Consider the following 14642-nt stretch of genomic DNA (forward strand, 5'->3'; position numbering starts at 1 on the left):
CTATACTGTCATTGGATTGAATCCATTAACTCGTAGAAATATTTAGGTTCATGAGTTTTATTAAGACAATACCAGGCGTCCAATGTTTTGGATGAAAATACATCTAGCGCTTTTAAAACATGAACAGAAAATTCTAATGGAGCTACTCCGGGTGCAGTGATCAATCTCCCATCAGTGACAGCAGATTCCATTTTGTAATATTGTTCGCCCGTGTAAGAATGGCAAATCATTTTAAGGTAGGCCAGATCATTACTTGTGTGCCAACGTGAATCCAACAATCCTGTTTGAGCAAGTCCTAAGGTAGCACCGCAAATTGCTCCAACTACTATCCCTTCCTTCAAACACATCTCGGCAATTTTTAATATGGGTATGTGAACAGCCTCTGTCCATGTATTTCCGCCAGGTAAAATCAGTGCATCTATGCTTTTAATGCTGCACTCATCCACTTTAACATCCGGCATTATTGTAAGTCCGCCCATGGTAGTTACTGGAGTCTTTTCTATTCCAACGGTGACTATTTTTACTGGAGCCAGCCCCTTTCTGAAGTATCTTCCAGAGTTCAACTCGGCGGTTAAATAACTTATTTCCCAATCGGACATGGTATCAAATACATAAAGATATACGGTATTATTCATTGCTAAGCGCTCCTTATCAAGTTCATTAGGTAACAGCAACCATTCATCTTTAATGAGTGGTTATCATTATAATAAAACAACTTCACTGACAACCGCTGTCAGTGAAGTTGTTAAACTTGATAATATTCCATTAACTCCGAAGCAACCGCCACAAGCTTATTCTTTAGATTCTGTGGCTCTAAAACTTGAATGGATTTCCCATAGGGAAGAATTATATTCGGAACATGCGTATACAGTGATTCTTCCTCAAGCAAAAAAATGGCTTGCGTTGATGTCCGCTCCTGCAAATGATGCTCCAAAAACCAATGTAGGCATAAATCATCCAACGCCTCTGCCCTGCCGCCAATAATTAAAGAAATTAATCCGGATCCACCCACTACATCTGGTAACAGGTTTTTCATAAAAAAAGTACGCGCTGAAAAATCATCGGGACGCCTAAATGAGAACGACGTGCGTGTGATGTTCAGAATTCGTTCTACCCGAAAGCTGCGGATCTCATTCCTCAGGTGGCAAAATGCAATTGTGTACCACTTATTGTTCCAATTAACCACGCCATAGGGGTCTATTACCCTATTGGGAGACTGCTCTTCATGACGGTTACGATAAGAAATTTCTACAGACCATTCATTTGCTACAGCGTGCTCCAATTCCCGCAATACCGGCTGAACAGCGGGGTATCCCCTGCGGTTTATTACTTCAAATTCGGCTAAATGATGGCTTAGCAGCCTTTCCTGCTCCTGATTCGAATACATTTTCAACTTGGATGTTGCCTTCTCTAATGCCTCACTCAAAGGATATCCGGCTTCTTTTGCAAATAGGGCAGCATGAAGCAGTGTCTTTTTTTCATCAATGCTAAATAGCAGAGGAGATTTGATAAAATGGTGCAGCAAGCTATACCCGCCATTGTGCCCTGTGTCGGAGATGATAGGGACGCCACTGGCACATAGTGCATCAATATACCGATAAACTGTTCTTATATTTATCTCTAACTTTTCCGATATTTGCTTTGCAGTCCATTTCTCTCCCGAATTCAACATCCATAGAATTGTTAGCATATTATCATTTTTTGGCATAACATAACCCTCACCTTTGATTACCACTAAACTTAACCTCTAACAAGCACTTAAGTGATTTGTTTGCTAATCCACTGTATTTATTCTGATCCTAGTAGTGTTGACACACTCCCGGACTATATTAAGTCCATTATACATTTCATATAACAAGGAGCGTAGCCTATTTAGGCTCGCTCCCCCATTCCATCAATATTAGGCACTCCACATGCACCGTATGCGGGAACATAGGCGATTTGATTCTATTATTCTATAATCGAAAGAGGCCTTATTCTATAAAGGTTTTCTCAATATCACTATGGCTCTGCTTGGTTGACGTTAGTCCCCAATCCGTCCCCATATCACAAGCCAGTGCAGGCAGTTTTATCTCAAAAGAAAACGGCAGCCATTGTAATGCGTTATCCACAACTTTTGCCGCCACCAATGGCGAATATTCTATATCCTCGCTCATCATAATATTTTAGCGCTGCTCCTGCTGCATAGCTTCAAAAATCAGCTTAAACACGTCCTTGTTTATCACATAGATCGACACACAATGATAGTGAGATGCTTGGTTATAGTAGCATTTTTTATACGCTTACTTCGTTGCTGATGCCGAGGTAATTGTGACTGTTTGACACACAGGAAAAAAATACTTCTATCACATTTCGGAACGCAACGTAAAGCTGTGATACTCTCGCTAAATTAACCTGATCTACAAGATGCTCTTCTGTCATAATTTTTTTTATTTTTTCAAGAAACACAACATCTATTGCGTTAACCCCAAATTTCGGCTCGTAGCTTTTCCATTGCTCCTTCACTTTTTTTATAGAATCAACTACTTTATACCTTGATACGAAATAATAACCTGAAAAAGTAGCTCTGGTATCCGTGCAGGAATTCTGCAACACATACTTCAAGCATTGCTTCACTTCAAGTATATAGGTATTGACAACATTTTTGTTATTGCGTTCTTTCGCCTCGATAGAGTTTACGATTAACTCTGCCAAATCCGTATATTTGTCAACTAAATCAAAGTCAACGATAATCTCATTCAAGGCTTTCCATGCTGTTACTGCAAATGTCCCAGTATGACCATAATCGTAGTAACCGTTGGTCTTTGCAGTGATTCCTCCACGTGGGCCTAACAGGGATCTCTTTATTAAGTCGTCCAGACGACTTGTCATATGGAAGTCATTCGTTATGGGCCTAACATAGACGCTACTGGTTCTGTCGCCGTTTAAATAATCGGTTACAATGTCAGAGAAGTGCAGCTTTTCAAACGTTTCTAAAACTTTGTTTTGAAAACCAGAAACATTACCTTCGTCATCAAAGAAAAAAACTATTTTTCTCAGCAATTCTCGAAAGTCGGAGAGGCTTTCTAATAGACGTTTGAACACTTCCATCTCGCATACGATATAGAGTTTATAGTCTTCAGAATCATAATTTTTTTCTTTGTTCTTTAGCTCTATAATTTCCGGCAACAAAAGCTGTCTTTTATTGGCTTGGATGAGTTGGTTTGTTGCTTCGCCATCTTTGTCGACAACCCCTAAATGCTCAAGGAATTTTCTGATTTCTGTAAAGTTATGGTTTACTACTTTCGGATTTTCCATTGAATCGTTGTATGCTTTAGCCAGACTATTCTCATCAGCACAGTCTTCTAATTTACTGGTTAAATAACCGCTTTGTTCAATGATAAATGTAGGAACGGATTCAAATATAGACTTAACAAAATCGCCATACATGTCGCGTGCCAAATTTGGCATAACCGAGTCACGTCCATTCATTAATACGCACGCCTGTATTCCATCCAACCCGCTATCGGCTAAATTAGGAGATTTTTTACCCGATGACATACTATCATCCAAAAACCCTCTTGTGTCCCGTAGTACTACTGTATCAAATCCATAGTTGCTCATTAGTTCTAGAGCGTGCTGTGTTGCAGGAACCTTGATTTTTATATAACGAATTATTTTATCCGCATCTTTTTTATTTATCGTCTGAATAGTATACGCCAAATCGCCCTCGAGCTGTTTGCGAAATTCATCTAACGCAGACAATATTTGATTAGCTTCTTCCTCTTTGTCCGCGGCGCCTTGCACATCAATTTTTAGTTTCCTTAAGATTTCAACTGTCTTATTGGGGTTTTCCTCTACGAAATCGTCGTGAAAGTCCACTTTGTCGACAGAAGCCGAATCGCATTCAGTCAAAGCATAAAAAGTTGTAACTTTCGTCAACCCTCCGTCATTGTCGCACAACTTTTTAAGAAGTTCAGTATCACCAAATTTGCTTCGGTCAATCATACACGTAATAAAAGTAGACTTTCCGGAATTTGTAAGACCTATTACAGCTACGTCGACCTCTTTGCTGAAAACTTGTAAACTCATAACATCTCCTCCTTAACATTAAGTTAGCTCTTTTGCTATATTACTTCCATTAACTTACGGTTTAACCGTAGCCAATCCTGCGCCTCTTTATAGCTTGGCATTACGGTCGCAACTCGCGTCCAGAACTTTGAGCTGTGGTCTTTATAAGTAATGTGGGAAAGTTCGTGAACCACCACGTAATCAATGACCGATTGAGGACACATCACGAGCCTCCAAGCAAAGTTCAAAGTATTCCACGCTCCGCACGAACCCCATCGGCGTTTTGCTTCCGACATTTTAACAGAGGCGTATTTTACACCCATCAGGTTGGCATAGTAGTCCACCCGTTCGCTGATAACTCTTTCGCCCTGTGTCTTCATCCACTCTGCAAAGCCTTCAAGCATCATGTCCTCCGGCACAAGCAGGAAGTTGCCCTCGGTTGCGACTTCCTGCACGGCTTTGCGTAGGATGGCATAGGACTTCCCGAGGTACAGGACGTTCTCACCATCTTCCAAGACAAACGCGCTCTGCTTCGTTGCGTAGTCGCTCACATGCCGTTGTTTATCGGTTATCCACCGTGCTTTCTTTTTAATGAAGTCACGGATAACATCCTCGCCTAACTGAATCGGGGCACGGATTACAAGTTTTGCCTCACTGTCGATAGTCAATGCCAGTGTCTTTCGATTGGAGCGTACTATTTCATAGGGGATTTCGTTCATTTGTAATGCTTCCTCCCCAATTCGATAATTTTCTGGACGATGTCGTTAATCTTGCTGCCGATACTCGGTGCGGTTACTTCCATATCCAATAACTTGGAGCGAATTTCAGCCCTGGTCTGCCGAATCTGCATATCATGGTCCCAGAAGTCCCGCTTGGCGGTGTCCGTCTTAAGCCGTGACAAGCAGTCGTCCGCCAGCGATTTTAGGGCATTGAATTCAACTTGGGTCAAGTCCTCAAACTTCTTGTCACCGAAGACTTCTTTTCGGAGCAACGAGAAAAATGGCATCTCTTTTACAGCTTCGTACCCGTATGTATTTTCAGCGCTACGTGCGTTGAAGAGGTCGGTCTTGATGAACTTTTCGAGTGCTTTGCGAAGTTCCTTCCAGTTACCTTTCAGAGTTTCCAACATCTCGTTCAGGTGCTCGCTAAAGCGCTCAAACAGTTCCGGGTCACGCGGCGTGTTTTCAATAATATACTCACGGACGGCGTATTCCAGTTCGCCCACCACGGCGCGGTCGGTCTTGTCAGGTTTCTCAACCCCGGCGATGAAGTCGGGGGAGAGGATATCAATAGGCGGCACTTCTACGCCCACGCCGCTGACGGCGAGGTACTCTTCGATGATTGCCCGAACCTTGGCGCTGGCGTCCTTCATGGAATAACGCGGGTCGCGGGTGCGGTTTGCCACCGACTCACGGATAAACGTCAGTTGCTTGTAGCCATCACGGTATTGGAGCGCCACAGGGTTCGGCAGAACGCGGTCGTAATACTTCGACAGCTTTTTGAAAAGGTCGTTGTACTCGTCACGCAGCTCTTCAACCGCAACAAGCTCCTCTATAACGGATTCGGTCTGGGTGGAAATATCGTAGCAGACCTCATCACGGACAAAAGTCAGAATTTCGTTGTAAGCGGAGTTAAGGCGGTCAACGTCCTCCGCAACAGATAACATTGGGTCTTTATCCTCTTCAGAAACTCCCTCAAGCGAGGCGTATTCCGAAAGGGCTTCCTTGAGGTGCTGGGTAATACCAACATAATCAACGACATAGCCGCAGGTCTTATCCTTGCCGCAAGTGCGGTTGACGCGGGAAATTGCCTGCAAAAGGTTATGGTTAGTTAGTTTCTTATCGAGATAAAGAACCTGCTCGATAGGTGCATCAAAGCCAGTCAACAGCATATCTGACACAACGACGATACCCGTGTATCCACCTTTGGAAAACGGCGTTTTGAAGCTGCCTTCCTCCCCGACAATCGCGTCCTTATCAGTACTGTCCACGAGAGTCTTCAAGTGCCGATGACGGTTTGCGTCGTCGGTGCCGGACGAGATGATGCACTCGACTTTCAATTTCTCCAATATGGCAATGTTAATGCCGTCGGGGTTATCCGCTTTGAGAGCGGTAATCTTGGTCATAAGCAATTCTTCAAACGCCGTTTTATATCGGTACGCAGCTTCGCGGTTAAACGCTGCGACTTGAGCCTTAAAGCCGTTCTGAAATACTGTTCCTATGTAATGCTCTAGCATATCGGCGGCTTTGGCTCGGATAACAGCATCAGCCTCCATATAGCCCTTGAGGGTATATCGGCGCATGATGTCCTGTTTTTCATCATCGTCCGCATAACCGAAGATGTCCACAAACTTGCCGTTCATGGCTTCCTCATCAATGACGGTGCTGTTCGCAGCCCGACCCTCGTAGCGAATTTCCACAACCACGCCGTCTTCTATAGCTTGGCGCATATTGTATGTATCAAATACACCGCCGAAAGTGTTAGTAGTCGCCGTTATCGGTGTCCCTGTGAACGCAACCCGGACAGCGTTCGGCATCGCCTTAATCATACCAGCGGCAAGTTCCCCGTACTCACTGCGGTGCGCCTCGTCAATCATTACGAGGATTTTATCGGACTTGTTCAGTTCAGGGAAAACGGAGACCTTTTTCTTTTGGCCATCCTTTTCAGCCGTTTCACCGAACTTATGAATCATAGCGAGAGTAATATCGCTCGCTTCGGAAGCGATAAGCTGCTTCGCACCCTCAATACTTTTCGCTACGTTGACCGTATAGCCCAAAACCGCACTCGTCTGGCGCAGTTGCTTCTCTAAGTCATCACGGTCGACGATAAGTACGATTTTCCAATCCTTTAAGTCATCGGAATGGTACATCTGCCGAATGACATACATCATCGATAAGCTTTTACCTGAGCCTTGCGTATGCCAAATCGTGCCACCCTTGCGGTCGGTGCGAATACGTTCCACTAATTTTCGCGAACCACGATACTGCATATATCGCGGCGTTTTCTTTATTACTCCGTCCCAAACAGTGTAGTTACGGACAATGTCGAGGAAGTTACCGAGCGACAGCATACCCCACACGAGTTTCTCTTGGCTCGGTACGATACCGCCGGATGGGTCAATATCCGAAAGAGGAAACGGATATGGTTCCTTCCATTCGAGGTAGTTATCCACACTACCCGTAATGGTGCTGTACTTCGCCATCTGGCGGCAAGTAGAGATGACAAACTGGTTATAGCTGAACAAGTCGGGAAAGTCCCGCTTGTAACGTTCAATCTGCGCTACGCCGTCAAAGAACGGTTCTTTTAGTGTGGACGATTTGCACTCCACGACAACAAGGGGCAGACCATTTACAAAAAGCACGATGTCGGGAATGATTTCCTTTTCGAGCCGTTGGATGCGGAACTGCGACACGGCGAGAAAGCTGTTGTTTTTCGGCTTGGCGTAGTCAATCAGTCGCACAGGCTGATTATCCTCGCCAGTTTCCTCGTTATATGCAGAAAGACCGACCGCCAAACGCTCGTCGCCTTCGCGGTTACGGTCTATGAGGGAAAGACTTTCAAAGCTATACAAATCCGTGATAAGGTCGTCCGCTTGGCTATCAGTCAGCCAAGGGTTCAAGTCGAGGAGAGCGCCTTTCGCATGGCTCTCTAGTATCATGTCGCCGAAATCAACGCGGCAGCCTTTACCACCTTTCCAACGCTCAACAGTCCAGCCTACCTTTTCAAGGTGGGCGAGGAATGGCTCTTCGACATATGTAAGCTCGTTGTTCGCTTTTACGTTTGCCATCTCAGATCCCTCCCACTCCTTATAATTTATCGGTACTAACTCTGTTCGTCAGAAGATCGTCCATAAGACCGCGTTTGATATCCTCAAGTTTTCTCAGCCGCTCCTGCTCGGCGGTTAGTCGCTCGTCTGCGGCCATTATTGCTTCGGCGATAGCGCGTTGTTCGTAGGGATTTGGCAGCAGAATCGGTATTGTTGAAAGATATGTTCCGCTTGTAAGTGCGCGTGTGGTGTAAGTAGCGCCTACTATTATCGCTCGCCTGATTTCCGGCGTAGAGAAGCAATACTGACAATAAAAAATATCAAGTTTGTCATTCTTCGGTCGCCCCCTCAGTACGAACCCACTAAATACTCCATCTTCAACATCATCAAGTAGGACACTCGCATAGCCAACCTCGTTTACTGTCTCGGAAGTTCGGGTGAAAAACACATCGCCTTTTCTGACCTCAAACCGTTTTATCTCATCCTTGTTCAAGTTTACTCTACCCACAAGGCTTGCGGCGCGAATACTGGGCTTCGCATAAACGTCCAAAAAGTTGACAATCGGGGTACCAGTCCCAAAGAACTCCTTACCTTTATTGAGGCCGTTCTTGAAGTCGAGGAGATTTCCAATTTTCAACGATTCCCATTCATCTGTAAATCCCGCCAATCGAACTCTGCCGGAGAGTAAATCCTGCATAAGCCCCTGCTTCACTGCCGCGTACTTCTCCACCAGAACGCGACTTGCGGCGATGGCTTCATCTGCAGCGGTAAGGACAGCGGCAATGCGCCGTTGTTCGTCAATATCTGGTAGTCGGAAATGCAGTCTCTTAATTATCGTTTGGCTAATATTGGGTTGACCCGCGCCACTGCCTAATGCAATCAAGGTATTTCTCATAGACAACAAACGATAGTACAAATACTTGCTGTCGAGCGTTGGCTTGCAGAAAATTGCACAACAAGCCTGATTAGTGGCAGCGTCGATATTTAGAATTCCAAGCTTACCGATAGTTGCACCATACATAGCCATCAGTAGCGTGCCTTTAGGGAATAGCTTAGCAGAAGAATGGTTTAGCCCCTTTGTCGTTATGCATTCGTTTGTCTGGCCGATATAAGTATCCTTGAGCTCGCTTGTGGTTATCCAAGGTACATCGCCACCAAAGTAATCTACTACGGTTCTAGACGGTGTTCCTCCAGAGTCTGTATCAGCATATTCGTCTAGCCGCACAGTTTTCCACTCACCCATAATACCCCAACCCCCTTAAATAACGGTTCAGCTTATCCTCGGCGGCGATGCGTGTTTCCGTAAGTTGTTTCTCTGATACAGCGTACTTCTCCCAAAGGTGCTGCACGGCTTTGACCGTTTTGTCGAGTTCGGCTTTCAAATATTTATCTAGTTCGGCAACGAAGCCCTCGCGTAAAAGTTCCATCACGAGCGTCTCACATTGCTCGACGGTTAGATCCTTGCGGATTGCGTCGATTTTCTGCTGCAGTTCGGTTTGTGCCTTTTTCAGGGCTTTGTTTGCTTTGCTCTTTTCGGACTTCAAGTCCTTAATCTTCTTTAAGGACACTTTTGCTTCCTCCGTCCCTAGAGCTTTCAGGTATTTTTCAACGTCCGAAACTTTGACTTCCTTGGCTTCATCCGCTTCCTCGCCCTCGGAATCGTCATCGCCCTCACCCATGTCGATGCTCTCGGCGTAGCTTTGCAGCTCTACGGCAGCGTTCTCTGCATCGCGCTCCAAAACTTCAAGGGCATCCAGTTCGGTGGAAAAGTGTTCCTTTGCTATCTTTTCGTCGGAAACAAGCGCAGCGACAAAACCCTCTGAGCTGACGGTCTTAAACACATTCTTGATGGAGATGACCTCTTTGACGGTCACCTTGGTATTGCTGTCACCATCCGACTCAATTTCAGTGGATTCCCGCACGGTATAGCTGTGTTCCCACCAGTTGGCGAACACACCGATACATTGGAATCTGTCCAACACGCCGAGCGGTTCAAGCATTTCACGCAGTTGTTCGGTGTACTTCCGCTTGAATTCGTATACCTGCACCGTCTTGCCAATTTGTGAGATTTCGGCGGCGGCCTGCACCCACCAACCGTTGGCGCAATCAGTAACCTTGCCGTTGGCGGCAGTCACGCCCGCGTTCGATTGTATAGCTTCCTTAATAGCAATTTTGTCGGCGTGGACAAAGTCGGCGTAGCCGTCTCCACGGTCGGTGAAGAGGTCTCTTTCGGCGATGCCGTACTTAGTGACCAGACCGTTCAGGGCAGTTATTTCAGAACTTGGTACACCGCCGAAAAGGTGTGCTTTCACATCGTGGGGTTCTGCGGGTGGGGTATTATCAACATAGCGGCGAATATTCAGGTTGCAGTCGTTTCCTTTCTCGTCGGTGATTTCGCTTATCGGCACAATGCTTGAATATCTCGGCACTTCGAGAAAGTTGTCAAAGACGTAGACAATCTTCTCAATATCCTCCGGTCGCAGGAAGTTCTGATTGCGACCTTCGCCAAACTCCGCATCGGCGTTGATGATAAGGACGCTGCCTTTCAATCGCTTTGGCTTCTTTTTGTTTATCACAAGCAGACACGCTGGAATGCTCGTTCCATAGAAAAGGTTCGGAGGTAAAGCAATAATTGCCTGCACGATGTCCTGCTTATCATTCAGAATTCCTTTGCGGATACGCTGTTCCGAGCCACCACGGAAAAGTACGCCGTGGGGCATAACCGTTATCATAATGCCGTCGTCTCTGGTTGACGCTATCATATGTTCCACGAACATAAGGTCGGCTTTTTTGCCCGTTTCAGGCGCAAAGCCGTACTGGAAGCGATTCGGCAATTTCATTCCCACTTGGGAGTAGTTCTGCGAGAACGGTGGATTGGCGATTACGCGGTCGAACTGGCGCGTTAGGGACGGGTCTTTTTCATCCATCCAATGCGGCTCACCTATGGTGTCACCGTGTTGAATATCCGCATCCTTGATGTCGTGCATTATCATATTCATCTTGCAGATTGACCATACGGAAGCAGCGTCGTCCTGCCCGAACAGCGATAAATCGTCGGCTCCGCCGCCGTTCTCCTCGACATAATGCTTGCTATGAATAAGCATACCGCCAGAGCCGACCGTCGGGTCATAAACACGATTACCTGCCGCTGGTTTAATCAGGCGCACCATAAGTTGCACTACCGGAGACGGGGTATAGAATTCTCCGCCCTTTTTGCCCGCGCTGTCGGCAAAGTTTTTAATCATGTATTCGTATGCCGCGCCTAAGAGGTCGGGGAATACGAAGTCTTCGTTTGTCAGACGATATTTGTTGAAGTGACCAATCAGCTTAATTAGTTTCGCGTCGTTGATTATCTGCTTGGATTTTACTCTTTTCCCGAAATCTATATTTGAAAGAACACCCTCGAGTGTGGGGTTGCTCTTTTCAATCTTCGTAAGGGCACGCTTCAGCTTGGAGGCAACCTCCGTTTTAAGATGCAGGATGCCCGTCCATTTTTCGGGCTTTGCCGCCGTGCCGAGTTCGTGTTCCTCGCACGTCCAACGAGCCTCCCACGGCACAAAAAAAACATTTCCGTAATTAATAGGTTCTTCGAGTTCCTGTACAATACGTTCAGTTGACCATCCCCTTGCCTGAAAACCCTTTAAAAGTTCTGTCCGTTTAACGGTGAAATTATCAGATAATCGTTTGAGAAAGAGCATACCAAAAATATACTCCTTAAACTCGGAAGCATCCATCTTACCGCGCAGAATGTCTGCTGCTTTAAGAAGATGGTTCTCGAGTTGTGAAATAGTCAGTTTTGCCATGATTTATTCTCCTTCGAACACAACATATTAAAAGCTTCTATACTAAGAGAGGAAAAGCTCTCAATGCGTGTCATTCTATATTTTTCGAGATAGCGAAGTATTGTCACGCCGTATTTATCCGTTTTCTCCTTGTTGTTTTTTATGTCAATGATTAACAGCATATCAACACTATCATACAGCGCAATACTGTTCATCAGGGCTGAGCTGAGTTCGGTGTTCTTCTCACGTTCACCAATAGAAGCGACCACATAGTTCCAGTAGTCATATTCGGCGTAGTCCTCGTACTTTTGCGGTAAGCCGTCCAACATCGGGGAGAAAGCTGTGACGTTGGGTTGGTTCGTCCTTCTTAAACAAATATAAAAGTTGCGGTTAAGACAGCTACGTCTGGTTTCGACGTCGATATGGAACTTCTGCCCGTATGTACAAACTCTCAAGTATATCGTATCGGGCATTTCTCTTAAAAAACCAGAGGATCAGCTTCACCTGTATTCATCTTGAGTTCGGTATATGATGTGATTCTCTGGATAGAACTCACCCATCTTGACCGGGTCGATCGGAAGTTCAGTGACACCGATATGCGCCAGTCTTCGTAAACTCGTTTTGCGATATAAGCAAATCGTGGTCTAATAGGTATTGTTCTTCTTTTTAACATAGTCGAAAAACATCTCCACTTGGTCAACGAGCCTGTCATAATCGACGTCATCCATATCACCGTTACGTGCCAATCCGTCGATTATTTTTTGGACGGTTTTTTGTTGCTTCTCCGTCTTAAGGTCAGGAAACACACGCTCTATCATGGAGATGTCACCCTCGTCGCTTTTGTATCCGGCAAGGCGAAGCAAATCATCTTTCGGTACGCCGAGGGCTTCCCCAAGTGCATTAAGAACAGGAACGGAAGGATTTACTCGCTCACCGTTTTCAATGCGGTGAACTTCCGAGTGGCTTATACCTGCTTTCTCAGCCAAAGCTCGTTTAGACCAGCCCTTACTAAGCCGTCTATCTTTTATAAAACCGCCAATAGAGTTCATAGTACACCTCCAAAAAATATTATAGTACGGATGTAACCAAATGGAAACATTTTTTTAAATTTGTTCATTAACGGATACATTAGCAAGTTGTTTTCTCGTTACTTTCTGACAACAATTTTGTATTTACGTTGACGAAAGGAGCAACTCAAACCTACTGGTTAGCCACTAACTTTGCATTCCTGATCTATCTTTGATAACAGCGCTACCCCTTCCGCCGTTTATTGGCGGAAGGGGCTCTCCTATTTAAAAAAGAAATTCCACATCATAGTAGCAAATGACTACCTAACTATTGCTGACTACTTAGTAGACATCTTGCTTTTACTTTAATCCCGTTTGTAATGCTCGGATGAACAGACTCGATTGCACCTTTTAACATTTCCCTATCCCACCGATTCGAGAAAATTGCAACTGTATAGTTGATCCTAGTGTTTTGAGCAGCGATAGACGAGGCTCTTGGATTCAACTCGAGCAATTTTTTTGCTAAACACTCCTTATTCTTTGAAGTTTGATGATCGAAATATTGAAGGTAATCCTTGTAGAATTCAACGAAGTTCGATAGACCAACAGACGCTCTAGCGCGTTCAAAGGTTATCATAACCAGCCTCCTTTTTTATTTAAAATACCACAAAAAAATGTAATCTAGTCTAGCAATTTTTTGGCTTAACAACAATGTCTAACTCTATCTGGTTAAACACAGTTATTAAGCTGCTATGAAACATTATTCTGGGTAATTTTTACAAATTATTATGATATAATAATTTTATAAACACGGCATGGAGGCTAAACATGGCAAACAAAGATAAAATAATTGCTGCTTTATTGAATGCGGAACTTTGTGATGACTGTTTGTCTGCTTCATCTGGTGTGGTCCCAAGACAAACAGTTTACTCAATTTGTCGTTCACTCTCCGGAAATTCGACTATTTACCGCCATCATGGAATATGTGACCATTGCCATAAAACCAAATTAACTAACAGTCTGCTAGACGCTAATAAAAAGGCTCCAAAGAAAGAAGAACTCTCAAATGTTCTTGTTCGACCATGGTTTTGGGAAGGCAATGTTCAAAGCAAGGTTGTAAACTTCCTGTTATTAAACGATTTTACAATCCATAGCGTCGCTGATACGGCATCCCGTACATCCGGTAAGGACATCATTGCCCTTAGTTCCGTTGGGGATGAGCTTTGGATAAGCGTTAAAGGATATCCCGAAAAGAGCCCAAACACACAGGCCCGCCACTGGTTTTCCGGGGCAGTTTTCGACCTAGTGTTATATCACGGAGAAAACCCCAAAGTTAAACTCGGTATTGCTTTGCCAGATGGGTTTTCTACATATGGAAACTTACTTCCACGCATCGAATGGCTTAAAGAGGCCATGGGCTTTCAAATCTACTGGGTGAATGAAGAAGGACTTGTCCGAGTGGAGTAGCTACTTTAGTCGAAAAGTCAATACTTTGGAGGATTGATTGTACATACCAAATAAGAATTGGGGAGATCTTAATTCATTGCAACTGGGACGGCATGCTGAATACCTTGCCAAAATGGAGTTTGCATCTTATGGTCTTGAAGTATTTTCGTCTGAGGTAGATGATCGAGGCATTGATTTCATTGTAAATGACAAGAATGGAAAATTCCTGGAAGTACAAGTTAAATCTCTGTGGGGAAATGGGTACGTTTTTGCTTAAAAGAGTAAATTCAATATTGATAACCATAACTTGTACATGACGCTCCTGATTTTCAAAGAAGGTCATATGCCTGACTGCTTTCTAATCCCCTCTGAAGCCTGGAAAGTTCCGAACGAGGTTTTCGTTGACCGAAACTATGACAATCCTGGTCAGACTAGCAAGCCTGAGTATGGGATTAATATTTCGATCAAAAACTATGACATATTGGAAATCTTCAAATTTGAAAACACAATAAAACCAGCTAATACTTGTCAAGCTACCCGTTGTTGGAATGCGACAGGTTAATTGATATACTATTTTATAGGTATGGCAAA

The 14642-nt window shown here is 44.6% G+C and carries 10 protein-coding genes; 1 reads left to right on the top strand and 9 read right to left on the bottom strand.

All coding sequences use genetic code 11. From position 1 onward, the window contains the following. Window positions 1–8: 8 nt before the first annotated feature. From ACI48K_RS02590 to ACI48K_RS02630, 9 genes are all read right to left on the bottom strand, one after another. Window positions 9–635: a type 1 glutamine amidotransferase family protein gene (locus tag ACI48K_RS02590; protein WP_475026010.1), complete on the bottom strand. Its 627-nt coding sequence runs from the start codon at window positions 633–635 to the stop codon at window positions 9–11. A gap of 110 nt (window positions 636–745) precedes the next feature. Next, window positions 746–1708, bottom strand: a complete 963-nt coding sequence (locus tag ACI48K_RS02595; protein ID WP_475026011.1) for a helix-turn-helix transcriptional regulator — start codon at window positions 1706–1708, stop codon at window positions 746–748. 265 nt (window positions 1709–1973) lie between these two features. Then, window positions 1974–2159: a hypothetical protein gene (locus ACI48K_RS02600; protein WP_475026012.1), complete on the bottom strand. Its 186-nt coding sequence runs from the start codon at window positions 2157–2159 to the stop codon at window positions 1974–1976. Between the two features lie 115 nt (window positions 2160–2274). Then, window positions 2275–4071, bottom strand: coding sequence for a hypothetical protein (locus ACI48K_RS02605; protein ID WP_475026013.1), 1797 nt, complete (start codon window positions 4069–4071; stop codon window positions 2275–2277). Window positions 4072–4106: 35 nt separating this feature from the next. Further along, entirely contained in the window at window positions 4107–4769 is a 663-nt protein-coding gene (locus ACI48K_RS02610; RefSeq protein ID WP_475026014.1) for a M48 family metallopeptidase, read from the bottom strand. Further along, window positions 4766–7837 carry a type I restriction endonuclease subunit R gene (locus ACI48K_RS02615; protein WP_475026015.1) on the bottom strand — a complete coding sequence of 1024 codons (3072 nt, stop codon included), beginning with the start codon at window positions 7835–7837 and terminating at the stop codon, window positions 4766–4768. The genes ACI48K_RS02610 and ACI48K_RS02615 overlap by 4 nt, the downstream gene beginning before the upstream one ends. Before the next feature lie 19 nt (window positions 7838–7856). Continuing rightward, complete coding sequence (locus ACI48K_RS02620; RefSeq protein WP_475026016.1) at window positions 7857–9059, bottom strand: restriction endonuclease subunit S; 1203 nt, start codon at window positions 9057–9059, stop codon at window positions 7857–7859. Further along, window positions 9052–11619 carry a type I restriction-modification system subunit M gene (locus ACI48K_RS02625; protein WP_475026017.1) on the bottom strand — a complete coding sequence of 856 codons (2568 nt, stop codon included), beginning with the start codon at window positions 11617–11619 and terminating at the stop codon, window positions 9052–9054. Before ACI48K_RS02625 ends, ACI48K_RS02620 begins: the two co-directional genes overlap by 8 nt. A 623-nt stretch (window positions 11620–12242) precedes the next feature. Beyond that, complete coding sequence (locus ACI48K_RS02630; protein ID WP_475026018.1) at window positions 12243–12647, bottom strand: helix-turn-helix domain-containing protein; 405 nt, start codon at window positions 12645–12647, stop codon at window positions 12243–12245. 786 nt (window positions 12648–13433) lie between these two features. On the opposite strand from ACI48K_RS02630, the gene ACI48K_RS02635 reads away from it, so the two are divergent. Then, window positions 13434–14072, top strand: a complete 639-nt coding sequence (locus ACI48K_RS02635) for a hypothetical protein (protein WP_475026019.1) — start codon at window positions 13434–13436, stop codon at window positions 14070–14072. Window positions 14073–14642 lie beyond the last annotated feature (570 nt).

Source organism: Paenibacillus terrisolis (assembly GCF_056171975.1).

Coding starts and splice junctions, on each gene's coding strand:
- ACI48K_RS02625 (WP_475026017.1), bottom strand. CDS start 11,619: ATGGCAAAACTGACTATTTCACAACTCGAGAACCATCTTCTTAAAGCA.
- ACI48K_RS02605 (WP_475026013.1), bottom strand. CDS start 4,071: ATGAGTTTACAAGTTTTCAGCAAAGAGGTCGACGTAGCTGTAATAGGT.
- ACI48K_RS02600 (WP_475026012.1), bottom strand. CDS start 2,159: ATGATGAGCGAGGATATAGAATATTCGCCATTGGTGGCGGCAAAAGTT.
- ACI48K_RS02630 (WP_475026018.1), bottom strand. CDS start 12,647: ATGAACTCTATTGGCGGTTTTATAAAAGATAGACGGCTTAGTAAGGGC.
- ACI48K_RS02610 (WP_475026014.1), bottom strand. CDS start 4,769: ATGAACGAAATCCCCTATGAAATAGTACGCTCCAATCGAAAGACACTG.
- ACI48K_RS02615 (WP_475026015.1), bottom strand. CDS start 7,837: ATGGCAAACGTAAAAGCGAACAACGAGCTTACATATGTCGAAGAGCCA.
- ACI48K_RS02590 (WP_475026010.1), bottom strand. CDS start 635: ATGAATAATACCGTATATCTTTATGTATTTGATACCATGTCCGATTGG.
- ACI48K_RS02620 (WP_475026016.1), bottom strand. CDS start 9,059: ATGGGTGAGTGGAAAACTGTGCGGCTAGACGAATATGCTGATACAGAC.
- ACI48K_RS02595 (WP_475026011.1), bottom strand. CDS start 1,708: ATGCCAAAAAATGATAATATGCTAACAATTCTATGGATGTTGAATTCG.
- ACI48K_RS02635 (WP_475026019.1), top strand. CDS start 13,434: ATGGCAAACAAAGATAAAATAATTGCTGCTTTATTGAATGCGGAACTT.